The sequence below is a fragment of the Kitasatospora sp. NPDC101157 genome (assembly GCF_044768255.1).
Lineage (GTDB): Bacteria > Actinomycetota > Actinomycetes > Streptomycetales > Streptomycetaceae > Kitasatospora.
This window is the reverse complement of record NZ_JBIWPL010000004.1, coordinates 146079-167850: the sequence shown is the minus strand read 5'-3', so window position 1 is coordinate 167850 and position 21772 is coordinate 146079. Positions and strand designations below refer to the sequence as shown.

At 72.0% G+C, this 21772-nt stretch carries 11 protein-coding genes; 8 read left to right on the top strand and 3 right to left on the bottom strand.

What is annotated here, in order from left to right:
• Positions 1 to 202: 202 nt before the first annotated feature.
• Together ACIRVF_RS10465 and ACIRVF_RS10460 are read left to right on the top strand one after the other, a co-directional pair.
• A complete protein-coding gene (locus ACIRVF_RS10465; protein ID WP_402815896.1) occupies positions 203 to 832 on the top strand; it encodes a TetR/AcrR family transcriptional regulator in 630 nt (209 codons plus the stop codon).
• Between the two features lie 235 nt (positions 833 to 1067).
• A complete protein-coding gene (locus ACIRVF_RS10460) occupies positions 1068 to 2114 on the top strand; it encodes an endonuclease/exonuclease/phosphatase family protein (RefSeq protein ID WP_402815895.1) in 1047 nt (348 codons plus the stop codon).
• 1 nt (position 2115) lies between these two features.
• Here ACIRVF_RS10460 and ACIRVF_RS10455 read toward each other — a convergent pair whose 3' ends face one another.
• Positions 2116 to 3870, bottom strand: a complete 1755-nt coding sequence (locus ACIRVF_RS10455; RefSeq protein WP_402815894.1) for an NAD+ synthase — start codon at positions 3868 to 3870, stop codon at positions 2116 to 2118.
• Positions 3871 to 4046: 176 nt separating this feature from the next.
• Between ACIRVF_RS10455 and glnA the strand changes: the two genes are divergently transcribed.
• Positions 4047 to 5408, top strand: coding sequence for a type I glutamate--ammonia ligase (glnA, locus tag ACIRVF_RS10450; RefSeq protein WP_380419757.1), 1362 nt, complete (start codon positions 4047 to 4049; stop codon positions 5406 to 5408).
• 179 nt (positions 5409 to 5587) lie between these two features.
• Positions 5588 to 6295: a class E sortase gene (locus ACIRVF_RS10445; protein WP_402815893.1), complete on the top strand. Its 708-nt coding sequence runs from the start codon at positions 5588 to 5590 to the stop codon at positions 6293 to 6295.
• A gap of 33 nt (positions 6296 to 6328) precedes the next feature.
• Here the strand turns inward: ACIRVF_RS10445 and ACIRVF_RS10440 are convergent, their stop codons facing one another.
• Positions 6329 to 7120: a beta-glucanase gene (locus ACIRVF_RS10440; RefSeq protein WP_402815892.1), complete on the bottom strand. Its 792-nt coding sequence runs from the start codon at positions 7118 to 7120 to the stop codon at positions 6329 to 6331.
• A gap of 335 nt (positions 7121 to 7455) precedes the next feature.
• Here ACIRVF_RS10440 and ACIRVF_RS10435 point away from each other — a divergent pair, with 335 nt between their 5' ends.
• Both ACIRVF_RS10435 and ACIRVF_RS10430 read left to right on the top strand, forming a co-directional pair.
• Positions 7456 to 8682: a glycosyltransferase gene (locus ACIRVF_RS10435; RefSeq protein WP_402815891.1), complete on the top strand. Its 1227-nt coding sequence runs from the start codon at positions 7456 to 7458 to the stop codon at positions 8680 to 8682.
• A 112-nt stretch (positions 8683 to 8794) separates the two neighbouring features.
• The gene (locus tag ACIRVF_RS10430) at positions 8795 to 11821 is read left to right on the top strand and encodes a bifunctional [glutamine synthetase] adenylyltransferase/[glutamine synthetase]-adenylyl-L-tyrosine phosphorylase (RefSeq protein ID WP_402815890.1); all 3027 of its coding nucleotides are present in this window, start codon (positions 8795 to 8797) and stop codon (positions 11819 to 11821) included.
• Positions 11822 to 11893: 72 nt separating this feature from the next.
• Here the strand turns inward: ACIRVF_RS10430 and ACIRVF_RS10425 are convergent, their stop codons facing one another.
• Entirely contained in the window at positions 11894 to 12859 is a 966-nt protein-coding gene (locus ACIRVF_RS10425) for a phosphatase PAP2 family protein (RefSeq protein ID WP_402815889.1), read from the bottom strand.
• 317 nt (positions 12860 to 13176) lie between these two features.
• Between ACIRVF_RS10425 and pulA the strand changes: the two genes are divergently transcribed.
• The gene (gene pulA, locus ACIRVF_RS10420; RefSeq protein ID WP_402815888.1) at positions 13177 to 18714 is read left to right on the top strand and encodes a pullulanase-type alpha-1,6-glucosidase; all 5538 of its coding nucleotides are present in this window, start codon (positions 13177 to 13179) and stop codon (positions 18712 to 18714) included.
• A gap of 575 nt (positions 18715 to 19289) precedes the next feature.
• The gene (locus ACIRVF_RS10415) at positions 19290 to 21620 is read left to right on the top strand and encodes a M4 family metallopeptidase (protein ID WP_402815887.1); all 2331 of its coding nucleotides are present in this window, start codon (positions 19290 to 19292) and stop codon (positions 21618 to 21620) included.
• Positions 21621 to 21772 lie beyond the last annotated feature (152 nt).

Sequence of the window (21772 nt, the reverse complement as noted above, 5' to 3'; positions counted from 1 at the left end):
CGACCCGCGGAGGCCGCCCACGGGCGCTGACCAGCGGGTCGACCGACCTGCGAGTCGACTGAGCGACAATGGCCCTGCCGACCGGTGCGTCCGGTCGGCAGGGCCTCGGTCCAGGGTGGGGACGACCCCGCCCGCGGGCCGGATCGACCGACACACCACGGCGCCCGCGGGCCCGGGACCCAGCGAGGGAGAGACAGCCGGGATGAGGACGGACACGCCGAGCGCCGACACCGGGCAGCCCTGCGCGGCGGCACGCCGCGGCCGGCCCCGCAGCGAGGCCGCCGAGCAGGCCATCTTCACCGCCGTCGAGGACCTGATGGCGGACGGCAACACGCTGTCCGAGCTCACCATCGAGGGCATCGCCACCGCCGCCGGCGTCGGCAAGGCCACCATCTACCGGCGCTGGCCCAACAAGGAGGCCCTGCTGGTCGACGTCGTCAGCCGGCTGGAGGAGCCGATCCCGGCCCCCACCGGCGGCGGCGCCCGCGAGGACCTGATCGCGATGGTCGACTACATCCGCCGCCGCGGCCTCGCCAAGCGCACCCGCTGGGTGCTCAAGGCGGCGCTCGGACAGATGCAGACCCTGCCCGAGCTGTACACCGCCTACCGGGAGCGGGTGATCAGGCCGCGCCGGGAGGTCGGACTGCACCTGATCCGCCAGGCCGTCGCCGAGGGCGTGATCCGCGACGACCTCGACGTGGAACTGCTCGGCGACCTGCTGATGGGGCCGATCCTCTACCGCAGCATCCTGTCGGAGGACTCCGACCTGGAGGATCCGGAGCTGTCCCGCAAACTGGTCGACTCCGTCCTCGACGGCGTCGCACCCCGCTAGAGCCTGTCCCGGGGCGTCCTCCCGGACCCCGCCGCGCGCCGGAGCGCATGCTTCGTGCCCGACGTGGCCTGGCTCACCAAACCGGGCCACGCCGGAACCCGGTCCCGGGGGCGTGCGTCTGTCCCGGCATAGGCTGAGCCGGGTATCCGATCAAACCGGCACCGGTCCGGCGCCGCGCCCGTACCCCCACGGACCGGACACCGGACCGGCGACGGCACGAGCGACGGGAGCCACGATGGCGCAGGCGGACAGCACCGAGCGGACCGCGGTCCCCGGGGGTGCGGACGCGCCCGCCGACCGGACCGGCGGCTTCCTCGGCCTGCGGCACTGGGGCCGGGACGCCCGTGGCAGCAGCACCTGGCGGCGCGGGCTGGTGATCGCCCTGCTGGCCCTGCTCACCGCCGTGCTGCTGGCCTTCCACGCCGAGATGACGAACGGCGTCGGCAACCTCGGCAGCCTGCTGGAGACCTTCCTGCCCTGGGTCGGCCTGGCCGTCCCGGTGCTGCTGGTGCCCGCCCTGCTGCGCCGCTCCGCCACCGCGCTGCTCGCCCTGCTGGTGCCCGCCGTGCTGTGGGCCAACCTGTTCGGCGGGCTGGTGTCCGACAAGAGCGGCGGCAAGGGCGACTGGACGGTGGTCAGCCACAACGTCGAGGCCGGGAACACCGACGTGCCGGGCACCATCCGCGGCCTGGTGGCCTCGGACGCCCAGATCGTGGCCCTGCAGGAGCTGGCCGGGAACCAGCTGCGCTCGTACGAGACCGGGCTCGCCGGGACGTACCCGTACCACACGGTGGAGGGGACGGTCGGGCTCTGGTCCAAGTACCCGATCAGCGACGTCTCCCCGGTCGACCTGAAGATCGGCTGGACCAGGGCCTTCCGGGCCCGGGTCACCACCCCGCAGGGCCCGGTCGCGGTGTACGTCGCGCACCTGCCGTCCGTCCGGCTCAGGGCCGAGAGCGGCTTCACCGTCCACCAGCGGGACGTCAGCGCGCAGGCGCTCGGCGACGCCGTCCAGGCCGAGCCGGAGAAGAAGGTGCTGCTGCTCGGCGACCTCAACGGCACCATGAACGACCGCAGTCTGGCGCCGGTCACCTCGCAGATGCGCTCGGCCCAGGGCGCTGCCGGGGACGGCTTCGGCTTCAGCTGGCCCGCGGCGTTCCCGATGGCGCGGATCGACCAGATCATGAGCAAGGGCGGCCTCAAGCCGGTGGACTCCCGCACCCTGCCCCGGGACGGCAGCGACCACCTCGCGGTGGCCGCCACCTACCGGTACTCCTCCTAGTTCAGCCGCGCCGCCAGCGGTTGGTGATCGGCAGGCGGCGGTCCCGGCCGAAGTTCTTCACCGAGATCTTCGGGCCCGGCGGGTACTGGCGCCGCTTGTACTCGGCGGTGTCGACCAGCCGGACCACCCGGTCGACGACCGCCGGGTCGAAGCCGGCCGCGACGATCGCGTCCCGGCCCTGGTCGCCCTCGATGTAGCGGTCCAGCACGCTGTCCAGCAGGTCGTAGTCCGGCAGCGAGTCGGTGTCCACCTGGTCCGGCCGCAGTTCGGCGGACGGCGGCTTGCTGATGGTGTTCTCCGGGATCGGCGGCACCTCGCCGCGCCGTTCCGCCTCCTCGTTGCGCCAGCGGGCGAGGCGGAAGACCAGCGACTTGTAGACGTCCTTGATCGGGCCGTACGCGCCGACCGAGTCGCCGTACAGGGTCGAGTAGCCGACCGCCAGCTCGCTCTTGTTGCCGGGCGCGAGCACGATGTGCCCCTCCTGGTTGGAGATCGCCATCAGCAGGGTGCCGCGCAGCCGGGACTGCAGGTTCTCCTCGGCCAGGCCGGTCAGTTCGGTGGCGCCCAGGTAGGCGTCGAACATCGGCGCGATGGAGACGGTCCGGAAGTGCAGTCCGGTGCGGCGGGCCAGTTCGGCCGCGTCGTCCCGGGAGTGCTGGGAGGAGTAGCGGCTCGGCATCGAGACGCAGTGCACGTTCCCGGCCCCGACCGCGTCCACCGCGATCGCGGCCACCAGCGCCGAGTCGATGCCGCCGGAGAGGCCGATCAGCACCGACCGGAAGCCGTTCTTCACGACGTACGCCCGGGTCCCGGAGACCAGCGCCGCCCAGATCTCCGCCTCGTCGGACAGCCGTGGCGCGATCTCGGCGGTGAGCCTGTCGGCGGGGGCCGGTGACGGTTCGTCACCCAGCTCGGTGCGGACCAGGTGCAGCCCGTCGCTCAGCAGCAGGCCGTCGGTGTGGTCACTGCTCGCGGCCGGCAGGTCGAGGTCCAGGACCAGCAGGTGCTCCTCGAACTGCGGGGAACGGGCCAGGACCCGGCCGTCCGCGTCGACCACGATCGAGTCGCCGTCGAAGACCAGTTCGTCCTGGCCGCCGACCATGTTGACGTACGCCAGGGCGCAGCCCGCCTCGACCGCGCGGCGGCGCACCAGTTCCAGCCGCTGGTCGTCCTTGTTCCGCTCGTACGGCGAGCCGTTGACCACCAGCAGCAGCCCGGCGCCGGCCTCCCTGGCGGCGGTGACCCGCCCGCCGTCCTGCCAGATGTCCTCGCAGATCGCCAGTGCGACGTCCACCCCGTGCAGCCGCAGCACCGGCAGCTGGTCGCCGGGGACGAACCAGCGGAACTCGTCGAAGACGCCGTAGTTGGGCAGGTGGTGCTTGGCGAAGCGGGTGACCACGTCGCCCCGGTACAGCACCGCGGCGCAGTTCTGGGGTGACCCGGCGGGCCGGCCGAAGCGTGGCGAGGCGTGCTCGGAGCGCCCGAGGTAGCCGACCACCACCGGCACCCCGCCCAGCCCGTCGTCGGTCAGCCGGCCGGCCAGCTCGACCAGGGCGCCGCGCGAGGCCTCGACGAAGGAGTGGCGCAGCGCGAGGTCCTCGACCGGGTAGCCGGTCAGGACCATTTCGGGGAACGCGACCAGCTGGGCGCCGGCTTCCACGGCCTGCTTCGTCCAGCGCACCACCTCGTCGCCGTTGCGGGCGAGGTCACCGACCCAGGGGTCGATCTGGCACAGGGCGACACGGAGATTGGGCATGCCTCGAAGTGTAATCGTCTAACTGACGCAATGTCCTCCGAGGGCGGGCCCCGAGGGGGTCGGCCCTGCCGTGGCGCCCGATGATCGGCCATGATGGGGGCAGTCGCTCCGCGGGGGTCCCTCGGGGTCCTCCCGGGCGTAACACGAGCGTAAAGAGCAGAGGTGAGACTGTCCCCATGGGCAAGCAGCAGCAGTTCGTGCTTCGGACGCTCGAAGAGCGTGACATCCGGTTCGTCCGGCTGTGGTTCACCGATGTGCTCGGGTTCCTGAAGTCGGTCGCGGTGGCGCCGGCCGAGTTGGAGCAGGCCTTCGAGGAGGGCATAGGGTTCGACGGCTCGGCGATCGAGGGATTCGCCCGGGTGTACGAGTCCGACATGATCGCCAAGCCGGATCCGACCACCTTCCAGATCCTGCCGTGGCGCTCGGAGACCCCGGGCACCGCGCGGATGTTCTGCGACATCCTGATGCCGGACGGCTCGCCCTCCTACGCCGATCCCCGGTTCGTGCTCAAGCGCACCCTGGAGAAGGCCTCCGACCTGGGCTTCACCTTCTACACCCACCCCGAGATCGAGTTCTTCCTGCTGAAGAACCTGCCCGGCGACGGCACCGCGCCGATCCCGGCCGACCAGTCCGGCTACTTCGACCACACCCCGCGCGGGGTGGGCCACGACTTCCGCCGCCAGGCGATCACCATGCTGGAGTCGATGGGCATCTCGGTCGAGTTCTCGCACCACGAGGGCGCCCCCGGCCAGCAGGAGATCGACCTGCGCTACGCCGACGCGCTGTCCACCGCCGACAACATCATGACCTTCCGGCTGGTCATGAAGGAGGTCGCGCTGGAGCAGGGCGTGCACGCGAGCTTCATGCCCAAGCCGTTCTCCGAGCACCCCGGCAGCGGCATGCACACCCACGTCTCGCTGTTCGAGGGCGACCGCAACGCCTTCCACGAGTCCGGCGCCGAGTACCAGCTCTCCAAGGTCGGCAGGTCGTTCATCGCCGGCCTGCTGCGGCACGCCGCCGAGACGGCCGCCGTCACCAACCAGTGGGTGAACTCCTACAAGCGCATCTGGGGCGGCTCCCAGCGCACCGCCGGCGCCGGCGGCGAGGCCCCCTCGTACATCTGCTGGGGCCACAACAACCGCTCGGCGCTGATCCGGGTGCCGATGTACAAGCCGGGCAAGCAGGGCTCCACCCGGATCGAGGTCCGCTCGCTGGACACCGGCTGCAACCCCTACCTCGCCTACGCCGTCACCCTCGCGGCCGGCCTCAAGGGCATCGAGGAGGGCTACGAGCTCCCGCCGGGCGCCGACGACGACGTGTGGGCGCTGTCCGACTCCGAGCGCCGCGCCCTCGGCATCCAGCCGATGCCGCAGAACCTCGGCGAGGCCATCGACCTGATGCAGCGCAGCGAACTGGTCGCCGAGACCCTGGGCGAGCACGTCTTCGACTTCTTCCTGCGCAACAAGCGCCAGGAGTGGGAGGAGTACCGCTCCGAGGTGACGCCGTTCGAGCTGCGCAAGAACCTCCAGGTGCTCTGAGGGACTGCCGGAGGAGGCCCGCCCGGTGACGGTCGCCGGGCGGGCCTCCTCGCGTTCCCGGGGCCCCGGCACTGCTGCGTTCGGGGGACGGGCGCCGCCCCGGAGTGTGTCCGCTTGCGGTCGGGCGGGGCGGGGCGCTGGAGTGGCGGCCGGTTCGGTGGCGGCGACGGGAGCCCGGGATGGCGCGGGAGCGGGGCGTGGTGGTGCGGGCGGTGGCCCGGTGGGTCGGGGACGGGCTGTTGACGTTCGGCCTGCTGGTGGCGCTCTTCGCGGTGTACGTGCTCTGGTGGAGCAACGTGGTCTCGGACCGGGCGGCGGACCGGGCCGCCGGGCGGCTGCGCGACAGCTGGTCGGCCGCCGCGCCGCCGACCGCGGCCGCGGATTCCCCGGTGGCCGGGCTGGGCCGGGGTGACCTCGGTTTCCTGCACGTGCCCGCGATGGGCCGGGACTACCAGGTGCTGATCAGGTCCGGTACCGACGAGGAGACCCTGGCGGACGGGGTTGCCGGCGCGTACACCGTGCCGTACCGCGCGGTCCCTCCCTGGGAGGGCGAGGGCAACTTCGCCCTCGCGGCGCACCGCGACGGCCACGGCGCGAAGTTCCACGACCTGGACCAGGTCGGCCCGGGTGACGCGGTGGTGGTCGAGACCAGGGACCGGTGGTACGTCTACCGGGTCGACGGCGTGCTGCCGGAGACCTCCCCGGACGACGTGGGCGTGATCGCGCCCGTCCCCACCGGTTCGCCGTACCGCTCGCCGGGGCGCTACATCACGCTGACGACGTGCACCCCGGAGTACACGTCGCTCTACCGGCTGGTGGTGTGGGGGAGCCTGGTCCGGGAGGAGGCGATGGCGCCCGGGCGGGTGCCGCCGGCGGAACTGCGCTGAGCGGCGCCCGCCCGGGCCGTACGGTCGGGGCTCCTACCCGGGGCGTTCGACGCTCAGCAGGTCGACCTCCATGGTGACCGGGTCGGTGCGGGTCGGCGGTTGGTGGAACGTTCCGTCGCCGATCGAGAGGTTGAGGATCAGGTAGGCGGAGAAGTCCGGCCCGACGCCCGTCCCGTCGGACCACACGGGGGTCAGCCGGTCCCGGGACGGTCCGACGTACCAGGTGTCGTCGTCGGCGCCGAGCCTGACGGCCACGTACACCCACTGCTCGGGGCCGATGTCCGGGCCGGAGTAGACGGTGCTGTTCTCGCGCACGTGGTTGACGAACTCGATCCGGTCCGGGTGGTCGGCGTACCACTCGAACAGGTCGAGCTCGTTGCCGCCGTCCCGCCAGGTCCACAGGCAGGGCCAGGCGGCGGTGCCCGCGGCGGGCAGTCGGACGTGCACCACCACCAGGTCGCCGGTGCGCAACTGGAACCCGCTGCCGCCGGAGTCGCAGGAGTCGCCGGTGGTCAGGAGTCCGGTGTCCCAGTTGCCGTCGGCGCGGTGCTGGGCGGTGACGGTCAGGTGTCCGGCGGCCGTGGACAGCGCGTCGGTGGTCAGCCGGTCGAGTTTCCAGCTGTTCGGGTTGTCGGTGCAGTTGGCGTAGGCGGCGGTCTGCCAGCCCCACCGCCGGCCCGGTCCCAGGTCCAGCGCGGTGAAGCGGTCCAGGAGGACGGTGTGCTGCGACCGCGGAGCCACGGCCACCGCCGCGGCGGGGGCGGCGGCCGACGTCGCGGCGGTCGTAGCCGCCATCGCCAGCGCCACCAGCAATCGGATAGCCATGCCGTTCACGATCCACGCAGGGCGTCCCGTCCGCGCCGCGGGCGGAGCCGACCGGATGAATTCCGGGCGGACGCATCGACTGGCGGGGCCCGTAATGGCGTGTTAAGGGCGGCGGCCGGTGGATTCATGATAGAAGAAATGCGGGTTGTGGCGGTGGCCCGATGTCAGTGAATTCTCTCGAATTCGGCATGAATTCACCGATCGGCAATTCGGAACAGTCAGTGAGGAACAGTTATGTACGGACTCGCTCACACCGGCGTCGCTTCGCTGGCGCTCCTGGCGACCGGCGGCGCCGCCGCCGCGATCGGCGCGGCCGTGAAGTGGCTCGCCCGGCGGTGACCGATTCACTGACCGTGCTGATCCCGGCACACGACGAGGCGGACTTCATCGCGGACGCGGTGAGGTCCGCCTTCGGCCAGACGGTGCGGCCGCGCACCGTGCTGGTGCTCGCGGACTCCTGCACCGACGACACGGCGGAGATCGCCCGGCGGTGCGGCGCCGAGGTGCTGGAGGTCGACTGCAGGAGCAAGCCGGAGTCGCTCAACCTCGCCCTCGCGGAGGTGACCACCGAGTTTGTCGCGCTGCTCGACGCGGACGGCTACTTCGCCTCCGACCGGGCGCTGGAGATGTGCCTGGAACGGATGCGCGCCAAGGGATTCGGGGGCGTCTGCATGTCGGTCACGCCGCACAGCGTGAAGGGCGTGTTCCAGCGCTCGCGCGTGATCGAGTGGGCCGCGGCCCACCGGATGTCCCGGACGGTCGAGTCGTGGCACGGGTGGGTCGCCGTGCTCTCCGGCTGCGCGGGCGTGTACCGCACCGAGGCGGTCCGGGCGGTGGGCGGCTGGTCCACCGACAGCCTCTGCGAGGACGTCGAGCTGGCGCTCAAGATGAACCGCGCCGGGCTGAACGCGGGGTTCGTGCCCGGCGCGTTCGTGTGCGTCCGCGATCCGGGCAGCTGGTCCGTCTACTGGGCGCAGACCCACCGGTGGGCGGCCGGCTGGGCGCAGGCGCTGTACAAGCACCGCGGTCTGTTCCTCCACAGCTGGGGCTTTACCCGGGTATTCGGCGCGATGCTCGTGGACAGCGTCCTGATGGCTTCCGGATACCTCTCGCTGCTTTATCAGCTGGCCACCAGGTTCACCCATTTCGACGCATTCCGGTGGATGGGTGTGTGGTTCCTCGTGATGGTGGCCCTGACTTTCGGGACGGCCGCCCTGCAAATCGGGATCCGGCGGACGCTCAGCTGCTATCCGGCGTATCTCGTCGTGGGCACCATGGGCACCGTCGTCTCCCTCTGGGTGATGTTCCGGGAATGGGTCCTGGGCCGACATCTGATCTCCTGGACGGGCCGTCAGGGGCGCCGGGTGGAGATCACCCGGATGTCGGAGCGGCGGCGGCTGGTCCTCGCTCTGACGGGTGCGGGCGCGGGGCTCGTCGGCGTGTTTTCCGGCCGCGTTCTCGACCGGGAGTACCTGTTCCTGATCGGCGCCGCCGCGACCGCTTCGGTGCTGTTGTCGGCCCTGCTCTGGCACCTGGTGAACCGGATGCCGGAACGGGTCTGACGTCGTAACCACCGCCCGCGCCACGGTCCCCGTGGCGCGGGCGGACCGGCTCCTGGGAAGGTAGGTCCAGGGCCGCGTGACCGCGTGGGCCACTGGGCGTTCCGGGAGAGCGATGACGGTGGAGGAGCAGCGGGCCGGGAGCCGGGTCAGCCGGCCCGAGATCAGGTTGGTCCGGCGCGGGTTCACCGACCCCGCGAAGGCCGTGCGGCTGCTGGACGGGCCCGGCCTGGAGGGCCTGGCCGACGACCCTGTGCTGCTGGACGCGCTCGGCGCCACCGCCGACCCCGACCTCGCGCTGCTGGGCCTGGCCCGGCTGCTGGAGGCCGCCGACGAGTCCGAGCGGCACACCCTGCGTGACACCCTCACCACCTCCAAGCCGCTGCGCGACCGGCTGCTCGGGGTGCTCGGCGTCTCCACCGCGCTCGGCGACCACCTGGCCCGGTACCCCCACGACTGGCACGCGCTGGTCACCTTCGAGCTGCGCGACATGCACCCCGGCCCGCAGGACTTCCGCCGCGCCCTCGCCGAGGGCGTCAAGGACGACGCCCTCGGGCCGGCCAACGCGCTGCGGGTCGCCTACCGCCGCTGCCTGCTGGCCATCGCCGCCCGCGACCTCACCGGCACCACCGACCTCGCCCAGACCGCCGCCGAACTCGCGGACCTGGCGGGCGCCACCCTGCAGACCGCCCTGGACCTCGCCGCCGAGCAGGACCCGGAGGCCGCCGCGGCCTGCCGGCTCGCGGTGATCGGCATGGGCAAGTGCGGCGGCCGCGAACTCAACTACGTCTCGGACGTCGACGTCATCTTCGTCGCCGAGCCGCGCGAGGGCGTGGACGAGCACGAGGCGGTCAAAGCCGCCACCCGGCTGGCCGCCGCGCTCACCCGGCTCTGCTCGGACACCACCGGCGAGGGCACCATCTGGCCGGTGGACGCCAACCTGCGCCCCGAGGGCCGCAACGGCCCGCTGGTGCGCACCCTGGCCAGCCACCTCGCCTACTACCAGCGCTGGGCCAAGACCTGGGAGTTCCAGGCGCTGCTCAAGGCCCGCCCGGTCGCCGGGGACGCCGAGCTCGGCGCCGCGTACGTCGAGGCGCTCGCCCCGATGGTCTGGCAGGCCGCCGCCCGGGAGAACTTCGTCGCCGACGTGCAGCAGATGCGCCGCCGGGTGGTCGACTCCATCCCGGCCACCGAACTGGACCGCCAGCTCAAGCTGGGCCCCGGCGGGCTGCGCGACGTCGAGTTCTCCGTCCAGCTGCTCCAGCTGGTGCACGGGCGCACCGACCCGGCGCTGCGCAGCGGCAACACCCTGGAGGCGCTGGCCGCGCTCTCCCGCGGCGGGTACGTCGGCCGGGCGGACGCCGCCTCGCTGGACGCCGCGTACCGCTTCCTGCGCTCGCTGGAGCACCGCATCCAGCTGCACCGGCTGCGCCGCACCCACCTGATGCCCACCGCCGAGGAGGACCAGCGCCGCCTCGCCCGTTCGCTCGCCGCGCTGATCAACGACGACACCCGCTCCGACCCGGTGGCCGCGCTGCAGCGGGAGTGGAAGCGGCACGCGGTGGAGGTCCGGCGGCTGCACGAGAAGCTCTTCTACCGCCCGCTGCTCGACGCGGTCGCCGAACTGCCGCCCGGCGCCGCCGGGTTGACCCCGGACGCGGCCCGGGCCCGGCTGGAGGCGCTCGGCTACGCCGACCCGGCCGCCGCCCTGCGGCACATCAGCGCGCTCGCCTCCGGGGTGAGCCGCAAGGCGGCGATCCAGCGCACCCTGCTGCCCGTGCTGCTCGGCTGGTTCGCCGAGTCCGCCGACCCGGACGCCGGGCTGCTCAACTTCCGCCAGGTCTCCGACGCACTCGGCCGCACCCCCTGGTACCTGCGGCTGCTGCGGGACGAGAGCGCCGCCGCCGAACAGCTGGCCCGGGTGCTGTCGGCCGGCCGGCTGGCCCCCGACCTGCTGCTGCGCGCCCCCGAGGCGGTGGCCATGCTGGGCGACCCGCAGGGCCTGGCCCCGCGCGGCCGGGCGGCCCTCCAGTCGGAGGTGCTGGCCGCCGTCGGCCGGGCCGGGTCCACCTCCGCCGCCGTGGCCGCCGCGCGCTCGGTGCGCCGACGGGAGCTGTTCCGCACCGCCGCCGCGGACGTGCTCGGCCGGCTCGGCGAGGACCCGGCCGAGGCGCTGGACGCCGCGGGGGAGGCGCTGACCGCGCTCAACGCCGCCACCCTGCAGGGCGCGCTGCGCGCCTGCACGGCCGGCTGGGAGGCCGAGCACGGGGACCTGCCGACCCGGATCGCGGTGATCGCGATGGGCCGCTTCGGCGGGCACGAGCTGGGTTACGGCTCGGACGCCGACGTGCTCTTCGTCCACGAGCCGCTGCTCGGCTCGCTGGAGCAGGAGGCGGCCCGGGCGGCCCAGGCGATCTGCAACGAGCTGCGCACCCTGCTGGCCGCGCCGTCCACCGAGCCGCCGCTGCTGGTCGACGCCGACCTGCGGCCCGAGGGGCGCAGCGGTCCGCTGGTGCGCACCCTGGCCTCGTACGCGGCGTACTACCGGCGCTGGTCGCACGCCTGGGAGAGCCAGGCGCTGCTGCGGGCCGAGCCGGTGGCCGGGGACGAGGAGCTGGGCGCCCGGTTCCGGCAGCTGATCGACCCGCTGCGCTACCCGGGCGCCGGGGTGCCGGAGCGGGACCTGGTGGAGATCCGCCGGATCAAGGCGAGGATCGAGGCCGAACGGCTGCCGCGCGGCGCCGACCCGACCACCCACACCAAGATCGGCCGGGGCGGACTCGCGGACGTCGAGTGGACGGTGCAGCTGCTCCAGCTCCAGCACGGGCACGAGGTGCCCGCCCTGCGCACCACCCGGACCAGGGCCGCGCTGGCGGCCGCCGCCGCGGCCGGGCTGGTGGAGCGGGCCGACGCGGAGGTGCTGGAGGCGGCGTGGGTGCTGGCCTCGCGGGTGCGCTCGGCGGTGATGCTGGTGCGCGGACGGCCGGGGGACAGCTTCCCCGGGGACGCCCGGGAGCTGAGCGGGGTGGCCCGCTACCTCGGGTACGGCGCCGGGCACAGCGGGGAGCTGGTGGACGACTACCGGCGCACCACCCGGCGGGCCCGGGCGGTGGTTGACCGGCTGTTCTACGGGGCCGAGTGAGGCCTCGCATAAGGAAAGGGCCCCTCGGGAGGGGCCCTTTCCAGGTCTTCGCGTTCTCGCGTCTTGGTGTCGCTAGCGCCGTGCGCTGCTGACCGCCGGTTCGCTCCACTGCTCGGGCACGGTGACCGGCCGGCCGGCCGTCTCCCGGGCGGGCACCTGCGGCAGCTTGTAGACCCACTCGTGGTAGAGCCAGCGGGCGGTGAGGAAGCCCACCGTGAGGCAGATCTCGCCGCCGACGGCGTCCATCCAGAAGTGGTTGGCGGTCGAGATGATGACCGTCAGGGTGGCCAGCGGGTACAGCAGGCCGAGCACCCGGACCCAGGTCCGGCGGGCCAGGAAGAAGATCGCCAGACCGCACCACATCGACCAGCCGATGTGCATCGAGGGCATCGCCGCGTAGAGGTTGGAGACGTGCGCGGCGGGCCCCGAGGCGAAGGAGCCCCAGGTGTGGTGGGCCTGGACGGTGTCGATGAAGCCGCCGTCGGTCATCAGCCGGGGCGGGGCCAGCGGGAAGAAGTAGAAGCCGACCAGGGCGATCCCGGTGGTGACGAACAGCACCGTACGGGCGGCGACGTAGCGGCCCGGGTGGCTGCGGTAGAGCCAGACCAGCACGCCGATGGTGATGATGAAGTGCAGCGTCGCGTAGTAGTAGTTCATCCCCGTGATGAGCCACCCGACGCCGTCCACGGCGTGGTTGACCGAGCGCTCGACGGCGATGCCGAGGTGGTGCTCCAGGTCCCAGATCCAGCGGGCGTTCCGCTGCGCCACCGCCTCCTGCTCGGGGACGGCGTTGCGCACGATCGAGTAGAGCCAGTAGCTGATCCCGATCAGGGCCAGCTCGATCCAGATCCGCGGGCGGGCCGGGGAGCGGCGCTGGTCGCGGATGCGGTCGCGCAGGGCGGCGGTACGGGACTGGGCGGCGCGGGTGGCTCCTTCGGGCTGCCGGGCCGTGCCGGCCCGGGCTGCCTCGGAACCGCCGTCGTGGGCCGCGTCGGCGCGCGCGGCGTCGCCCTGCTGGATCTCGGTCGGTTCCCCCATGGACGAGAAGTCTGCCAGACCACTCGTCGCCGTCCGCTCATCCTCCGGAAGTGGATTCTTCACCGGTTGTCCCCCTCCAGGGGTAGGGGGCGGATCCCACCGGGGTAGGGGGTGCGGGGGGATCTGGTGCTTACCGGTGGGGCGGACATACGTCCCATTGTCACGCGGTACGCCGTTGGGACGTAACCGGGGTCGGCGGCGGCCCCGCCGACCTGGATTTTCCCGGCACGAAACCGTTTCTGCATCTTGCTGAAACATATTGCAGGCCGCTAGCTTCCTGGGAAATCGATCGCCCCTTCCCCTAAGGGAGCCCCTCAGTGGCCGATACGCCGCTCCGCCCCCGACGGAGCCGTCCTCGCCGCGGCGCCCGCGCCGCACGGACCAGACCCGGCCGCACGGCCGTCCTGCTGGCCGTCGCGCTGACCGCCGCCACCCTCGGCGGCGCCCCCGCGGCCCTCGCCGCCGCCCCGCCGCCCCCGCCCTCCGACGCCGCGCTGGCGGCCACCGCCGGGCGGCACGACCTCACCCGCGAGCAGTTCTACTTCGTCCTGCCCGACCGCTTCGCCAACGGCGACACCGCCAACGACACCGGTGCCGAGGTCCCCAACGGCATCACCGGCGGGCGGCTCGACAACGGCTTCGACCCGAGCGACAAGGGCTTCTACCACGGCGGCGACCTGGCCGGCCTCATCCAGAAGCTCGACTACATCCAGAACCTCGGCACCACCGCTATCTGGATGGCCCCGATCTTCAAGAACAAGCCGGTGCAGGGCAGCGGCGCCGACGCCTCGGCCGGCTACCACGGGTACTGGATCACCGACTTCACCCAGGTCGACCCGCACTTCGGCACCAACGAGCAGCTCAAGGAGCTGATAGCCAAGGCGCACGCCCGCGGCATCAAGGTCTTCTTCGACGTCATCACCAACCACACCGCCGACGTCATCGACGATGCCGAGCAGCAGCACGGCTACCGCTCGACCGGCGCCTACCCGACCCTCGACGCGGACGGCAACCCGGTCGACGAGACCGCGGTCGCCGACGCCGGGGCCCCCTGGCCGAAGATCACCAAGGACTCCTTCCCCTACACGCCGGTCTTCCGCAACCCGGCCGACGCCAAGGCCAAGAGCCCCTCCTGGCTCAACGACCCGGCGCTGTACCACAACCGGGGCGACTCGACCTTCGTCGGCGAGTCCGCCACCGAGGGTGACTTCAACGGTCTGGACGACCTCGACACCCAGAACCCCCGGGTGGTCAAGGGCTTCGAGCAGGTCTACCAGCAGTGGGTCAAGGACACCGGGGTGGACGGCTTCCGGATCGACACCGTCAAGCACGTCGACATGGCCTTCTGGCAGCAGTGGGCCCCCGCGCTCAAGGACTTCGCCGCCAAGCAGGGCAACAAGAAGTTCTTCATGTTCGGCGAGGTCTACTCCGGCGACCCGGCCGTCACCTCGCCCTACGTCACCAAGGGCAAGCTGCAGGCCACCCTGGACTTCCCGTTCCAGGGCGCGGCCCGCTCCTACGTCTCCCAGGGCGGCTCGGCGAGGAACCTCGCCGACCTCTACGGCCAGGACTACCGCTACACCAGCGCCGACACCGACGCGTACGAGCTGCCGACCTTCCTCGGCAACCACGACATGGGCCGCTTCGGCTCCTTCCTGCTCGCCGACAACCCGGGCGCCGACGACGCGACCCTGCTGAAGAAGGACCGGCTCGGCAGCGAGCTGCAGTTCCTCACCCGCGGCCAGCCCGTCGTCTACTACGGCGACGAGCAGGGCTTCACCGGCGCGGGCGGCGACAAGGACGCCCGGCAGGACATGTTCGCCTCCAGGACCGCCTCGTACAACAGCGACCGGGTGCTCGGCGGCCCCTCCGGACCGGCCGACCGGTACGGGCAGGGCGGCGAGCTCTACCGGGGCATCGCGGGCCTGGCCGAGCTGCGCCGCGACAACCCGGCGCTGGCCGACGGCGCGCAGATCGAGCGCTACGCCGCCGACGGCGCGGGCGTGTACGCCTTCTCCCGGATCGACGCGGGCCAGCAGGTCGAGTACCTGGTGGCGGTCAACAACGCCGCCGAGGCGAAGACCGTCACCCTGGACACCTTCTCGGCGGGCATGGGCTTCGACCGGATCTACCCGTCGGCGGGGGACCGGCTCACCAGCGGCGGGGACCGCAAGGTGACCGTCACCGTCCCGGCGCTGTCCTCCGTGGTGTTCAAGGCCGGCGGCAGGCTCGCCCCGGTCGCGGCCGCGCCGCAGCTCTCGGTGCAGCCGCCCGCCGACGGATCCACCGGGCTCGTGACGGTGGGCGCCAAGGCGGACGGCGGCTTCAACCGGGTCGGCTTCGCCGCCCAGATCGGCAACGGGCCCTGGCAGACGCTGGGGACGGCCGACACCGGGAGGTACGCGGTCACCCAGGACCTGAGTGCGGTCGCCCCCGGCACGGTCGTGCGCTACAAGGCCGTCCTGCAGGACTCCAGCGGCCATCTGCGCTCGGCCACCGCGAGCTTCACCACCGGAACCCCCGCGCCCAAGCCGGTGCCCACCGCCGGCGCCCGCCCGTACGCCGTCGTCCACTACAACCGGCCGGACGGCGACTACGAGGGCTGGAACCTCTACGCCTGGGGCGACCTCGCCGACGGCGAGGGCACCCAGTGGCCCGCCGGGCACCCCTTCACCGGACGGGACGCGTACGGTGCCTTCGCGTACGTGCGGCTCAAGCCCGGCGCCTCGGACGTCGGCTTCATCGTGGAGAAGAACGGCGTCAAGGACGTGGACGCCGACCGCCACATCGACGTCGGGGCCACCGGAGAGGTCTGGCTCAAGCAGGGCGACGCCACCGTCGGCACGGTGAACCCCGGCCCGGCGAACACCCCGCCGGCGAACACCGCCGTCATCCACTACAGCCGGGCCGACGGCAACTACGACGGCTGGGGCCTGCACGACTGGACCGGCGCGGCCGACCCCACCGACTGGGGCAAGCCGCTGATGCCGGTGCGCCGCGACGCCTTCGGCGCCGTCTTCGAGGTGCCGCTCGCCCCCGGGGCGACCAGCCTGAGCTACATCCTGCACAACGGCAACGACAAGGACCTGCCCGCAGACCAGTCGCTGGACTTCGCCGTCAACGGCAAGGAGGTGTGGATCCTCGGCGGCCGTGAGGGCTACCTGCTGCCGCAGAACCCCGCCGCCTCCTCGCAGTTGGACCCGGGCAGCGCCAAGGCCCAGTGGATCGACGCCAGGACCGTCGTCGTCCCGGCGAACTACGGTGCCACCGACCAGGCCCTGGCCGGCGGCACCAGCGCCCAGCTGGTCTACGACCCCGAGGGCGGCATCCACGCCGACAAGGGCGTGCTGACCGGGCCGGGCAAGTGGATCCGGCTCACCCCCGTCGCGGGCGGGCTGACCGGCGCCCAGAAGGCCAAGTACCCGCACCTGGCGGGGTACCGGGCCTTCACCGTGGACGCCCGGGACACCGCGCGCGTCCCGGCCGCGCTGCGCAGCCAGCTGCTGTTCACCGAACACCTGCCCAGCGGCGCGGCGTTGGCCGCCACCGGGGTGCAGACCCCGGGGGTGCTGGACGACCTGTACGCCGGTCGCACCGGCAAGGTGGACTTCGGCCCGGCCTACTACGACGGCAAGGTCGCCCTCTCGCTCTGGGCGCCGACCGCGCAGCAGGTGTCCGTCCAGGTCTTCGACAGCGCCACCGGCGGCAACCCGAAGACACTGCCGCTGAAGCCGGACGACGAGACCGGTGTGTGGGAACTCGTCCGCGACAAGAAGGAGTTGGACGGCAAGTACTACCTGTACCAGGTGAAGGTCTGGGCGCCCTCGGTGCAGCGGCTGGTGGTCAACACCGTCACCGACCCGTACTCGGTGGCGCTGTCCACCGACTCCAGGCGCAGCCTGGTCGCCGACCTGGACGCCAAGGAGCTCAAGCCGGCGGGCTGGGACGACCAGCCGCACCCGGCGGCCGTACCGCCCGGGAAGGAGCAGATCCAGGAACTGCACGTCCGGGACTTCTCGGTGGAGGACACCGGCGTCCCGGCCGCCGAGCGCGGCACCTACCTGGCGTTCACCGAGTCCGGCTCGGCCGGGATGCGGCACCTGCGGGACCTCGCCAAGGCCGGGATCACCACCGTCCACCTGCTGCCGACCTTCGACATCGCCACCGTCCACGAGAACCGGGCGGACCAGAAGCTGCCGTCCTGCGACCTCAAGTCCCTTCCCCCGAACGGGCCGAAGCAGCAGGAGTGCGTGGCGGCCGTCGCCGCCGACGACGCGTACAACTGGGGCTACGACCCGCTGCACTACAACGTGCCGGAGGGCTCGTACGCGACGGATCCGAACGGGACCGCCCGTACCGTGCAGTTCCGGCAGATGGTCCAGGCGATGCACGCGGCCGGGCTGCGGGTGGTGCTGGACGTGGTCTACAACCACACCGCCGCCAGTGGCCAGGCCGACAACTCGGTGCTGGACAAGGTGGTGCCCGGCTACTACCAGCGGCTGGACGCGGACGGCAAGGTCACGACGGACAGCTGCTGCGCCGACACCGCGCCCGAGCACGCCATGATGAACCGGCTGGTGGTCGACTCGGTGACGCTGTGGGCCCGGGAGTACCAGGTCGACGGCTTCCGCTTCGACCTGATGGGCCTGGACCCGAAGTCCACCATGCTGGACGTGCAGGCCGCGCTGCGGAGGATGACACCGGACTCCGACGGGGTGGACGGCAAGAACGTCTTCCTCTACGGCGAGGGCTGGAACTTCGGCACCGTCGCGAACAACGCCCGGTTCGTGCAGGCCACCCAGGCCAACATGGCCGGCACCGGCATCGCCACCTTCGACGACCGGCTCCGCGACGCGGCCCGCGGCGGCAACTTCATGCTGAGCTCCGCACCCCAGCAGGGCTTCGCCTCGGGCCTGTACACCGACCCCAACGGCTCGGCGGCGAACGGCGGTCCGCAGGAGCAGAAGGCCCGGCTGCTGCACCAGATGGACCAGCTGAAGGTCGGGCTCACCGGGAACCTGGCCGGGTACTCCTTCACCGACAGCTCGGGGAAGGCCGTCACCGGCGCCCAGGTCGACTACAACGGTTCCCCGACCGGGTACGCGGCCGCGCCGGGCGAGGCGGTGGAGTACGTGGACGCCCACGACAACACCGACCTGTTCGACGCCCTCGCGTACAAGCTGCCCACCGGCACCGCGCCCGCCGACCGGGCCCGGATGCAGGCGCTCGGCCTCTCGCTGACCGCCCTCACCCAGGGCGCGGGCTTCGCCCAGGCGGGCAGCGACCTGCTGCGCTCCAAGTCGCTCGACTCCAACTCCTACGACTCGGGCGACTGGTTCAACGCGATCCACTGGGATGCCTCCCAGGGCAACGGCTGGGGCCGCGGCCTGCCGCCGGCGAAGGACAACCAGGAGCTCTGGCCGACGGCCCGGTCCCTGCTGGCCGACCCGAAGCTGACCGTGGGCGCGGCCGACATCAGGGCGACGACCGCGCAGTACCAGGACTTCCTGCGGATCAAGCGGTCCTCGCCGCTGTTCTCGCTGCCCACCCTGGCCGACGTCCAGCAGCGGTTGTCGTACCCGCTCTCCGGCACGCCGGGTGAGACGCCCGGGGTGATCACCCTGCACCTGGACGGCACCGGGCTGGCCGGCGCGGAGAAGGGCATCACCGTGGTCCTCAACGCCACGCCCACCGCGCAGACCCAGACCCTGACGGCCCTGAAGGGGACGAACCAGGCGCTGCACCCCGTCCAGGCGGGCGGAGTGGACCAGGTGGTGAAGCGGTCCGGCTTCGACGCCGCGACCGGCACCTTCACCGTGCCGGGTCGTACCGTGGCGGTGTTCGTGCAGAGCTGATTTCCGCCGACGTCCGACTCCCGGGTCCCGTACCGCCGTTGAGGCGGTGCGGGACCCGGTTCCGTTCCGGCCGGGGAATGGCCGGAAACAGGCGGTGGCACGGCCGGAAGTGTGACGTGCCGCTCCGGCGCGGCGCTGCCCGGGGAGCGGCCGGGCGGGCTCCGCGCCTGAGCGCTGGTCAGTCACCTCCGGTGGTGATCGAACTTTACAGGTGGCATGAAAACCGTGTTCAAGACTTCGTCTTGCCGTAACACAACTGACTAACCGTCGTGCATACGGTTTCGGTAATGAATCGGCCAATCGGTGGCATGCATCTGTCATTAACGGCGCGTTTGCTGCCACGATTCCTCCGGCTGCAGACGAGAAGGCCCCACCTCCCGGTGCAGCTGCTCAAGTTCAGGTGCAGCGCCTCCAAACCTGCAACGAACCCCTGCACGACTTGTGAGCACCGCAACCCGCACCCCCGTTGCACCCGGCGGGGGCCCCCACTGCGCCGCAACCCCGCGGCCCAGGTTCTCTCCACCGGGTACGCCGAGTTGATCCCTCTCGGCGCGCCGGTCGGATAAGGAGTCCGCATGTCACGTCACGCTCACGCCCGGAAGGCGGCCGTTGTCATGGCCGCCACCACCGCGCTGCTGGTCACCGGCATACCGGTCATCGCGCAGGCCGCTCCCGACGCGCCGACCGCCGTCGCCTCCCAGCAGGCCACCCGGGCCGCGCTGATCGCCTCCGCGAACCAGCAGACCACCTCCCTCGCCCAGGCCCTCGGCCTGGACGGCAAGGAGAAGCTGGTCACCAAGGACGTCGTCCAGGACGCCAACGGCGGACGCCACCTGCGCTACGAGCGCACCTACGCCGGGCTCCCCGTCCTCGGCGGCGACCTGATCGTCCACCAGGACGCGGCCGGCGCCACCAAGAGCGTGACCAAGGCCAGCGAGGCCAACCTCGCGGGCGTGGACACCACCCCCGCCCTGGCCGCGCCGAAGGCCCAGGAGGCCGCCCTCGCCGCCGAGCAGGGCTCCGTCGACGGCGCACCCCGCCTGGTCGTCTGGGCCGCCGACGGCACCCCGAAGCTCGCCTACGAGACCGTGATCGACGGCCGCGAGTCCGACGGCACCCCGAGCAAGTTGCACGTCGTCACCGACGCCAAGACCGGTGCCGTGCTCAGCAAGGCCGACGGCATCAAGCGCGGCACCGGCACCGGCGTCTTCGTCGGCACCGTCCCGCTGACCACCACCCAGAGCGGCTCGCAGTACCAGCTCAAGGACGGCAGCCGCGGCGGCCAGTACACCACCGACATGGCCAACGGCACCTCCGGCAACGGCACGCTGTTCACCAAGTCCTCGGACACCTGGGGCAACGGCCAGGCGAGCAACCGCGAGTCGGCCGCCGTCGACGCCCAGTACGGCGCCGCCGCCACCTGGGACTACTACAAGAACACCTTCGGCCGCAGCGGCATCAAGAACGACGGCGTCGGCGCGATGAGCCGGGTCCACTACGACACCGGCTACGTCAACGCGTTCTGGGACGACAGCTGCTTCTGCATGACCTACGGCGACGGCTCGGGCGACACCCACCCGCTCACCGAGATCGACGTCTCCGGCCACGAGATGAGCCACGGCGTCACCTCGGCCACCGCCAACCTGAACTACTCGGGGGAGTCCGGCGGCCTCAACGAGGCGACCTCCGACATCATGGGCACCGGCGTCGAGTTCTACGCCAACCTGCCCTCCAACCCGCCGAACTACTGGATCGGCGAGCTGATCAACCTGAACGGCAACGGCACGCCGCTGCGCTACATGGACAAGCCCTCCAAGGACGGCACCTCGGCCGACTCCTGGTACTCGGGCGTCGGCAACCTGGACGTCCACTACTCGTCCGGCGTGGCCAACCACTTCTTCTACCTGCTGTCCGAGGGCAGCGGTGCGAAGACCATCAACGGCTTCAACTACAACAGCCCGACGGTCAACAACATCACCGTCACCGGCATCGGCCGCGACAAGGCGCTGCAGGTCTGGTACAAGGCGCTCACCGCCTACATGACCTCCACCACCGACTACGCCGCCGCCCGCACCGCGACCCTGAACGCGGCCACCGACCTGTACGGCGCCAACAGCGCCGAGTACAACGCGGTCGCCACCGCCTGGGCCGCCGTCAACGTCGGCTCGCTGCCCAACCCGGGCGGGGTCAGCGTCACCAACCCGGGCAACCAGTCCACCGCGGTGGGCGGCTCGGTCAACCTGCAGATCAAGGCCTCGGGCGGGACGGCCCCGCTGTCCTACAGCGCGACCGGCCTGCCGGCCGGCCTGGTCATCAACGCCGGCACCGGCGTGATCACCGGCTCCCCGACCACCGCGGGCAGCTCCAACGTGACGGTCACGGTGAAGGACTCGGCCGGCAAGACCGGCTCCACCAGCTTCACCTGGACGGTCACCGGCGGTGGCGGCGGTTCCTGCACCCCGGCGCAGCTGCTCGGCAACCCGGGCTTCGAGACGGGCTCGGCGGCGCCGTGGACCGCTTCCAGCGGCGTGGTCGACAACAGCTCCTCGCAGGCGGCGCACGGCGGCAGCTGGAAGGCCTGGCTGGACGGCTACGGCAGCAGCCACAGCGACACGCTGTCCCAGACGGTCACCATCCCGGCCGGCTGCAAGGCGACGCTGAGCTTCTGGCTGCACATCGACACCGCCGAGACCGGCTCGACCGCGTACGACAAGCTGACCGTCTCGGTGAACGGCACCACGCTGAAGACCTACTCCAACGTGGACGCCGCGGCCGGCTACCAGCAGCGCACCTTCGACCTCTCGGCCTACGCGGGCCAGACGGTCACCGTGAAGTTCACCGGCACCGAGGACTCCTCGCTGCAGACGAGCTTCGTGATCGACGACACCTCGGTCCAGACCGGCTGAGGCCGTACCCGGCTCCTGAGGGACCGGTGAACCAGGACAGGTGAGGGGCCCGGTGGCTACGGCTGCCGGGCCCTTGCCGTGCTTCCGGGCGCGGGCGGTGCGGAACGCGTTGCAGAAACGTTCAGTCCGGAGCCTTGACGACCCCTCCGGGG

Bases quoted from the DNA above. Each gene is read 5' to 3' on its own strand.
- ACIRVF_RS10460 (WP_402815895.1), top strand. From the start codon at position 1,068: ATGGCGCAGGCGGACAGCACCGAGCGGACCGCGGTCCCCGGGGGTGCG.
- ACIRVF_RS10465 (WP_402815896.1), top strand. From the start codon at position 203: ATGAGGACGGACACGCCGAGCGCCGACACCGGGCAGCCCTGCGCGGCG.
- ACIRVF_RS10440 (WP_402815892.1), bottom strand. From the start codon at position 7,120: ATGGCTATCCGATTGCTGGTGGCGCTGGCGATGGCGGCTACGACCGCC.
- ACIRVF_RS10415 (WP_402815887.1), top strand. From the start codon at position 19,290: ATGTCACGTCACGCTCACGCCCGGAAGGCGGCCGTTGTCATGGCCGCC.
- ACIRVF_RS10455 (WP_402815894.1), bottom strand. From the start codon at position 3,870: ATGCCCAATCTCCGTGTCGCCCTGTGCCAGATCGACCCCTGGGTCGGT.
- ACIRVF_RS10425 (WP_402815889.1), bottom strand. From the start codon at position 12,859: ATGGGGGAACCGACCGAGATCCAGCAGGGCGACGCCGCGCGCGCCGAC.
- ACIRVF_RS10430 (WP_402815890.1), top strand. From the start codon at position 8,795: ATGACGGTGGAGGAGCAGCGGGCCGGGAGCCGGGTCAGCCGGCCCGAG.
- ACIRVF_RS10445 (WP_402815893.1), top strand. From the start codon at position 5,588: ATGGCGCGGGAGCGGGGCGTGGTGGTGCGGGCGGTGGCCCGGTGGGTC.
- glnA (WP_380419757.1), top strand. From the start codon at position 4,047: ATGGGCAAGCAGCAGCAGTTCGTGCTTCGGACGCTCGAAGAGCGTGAC.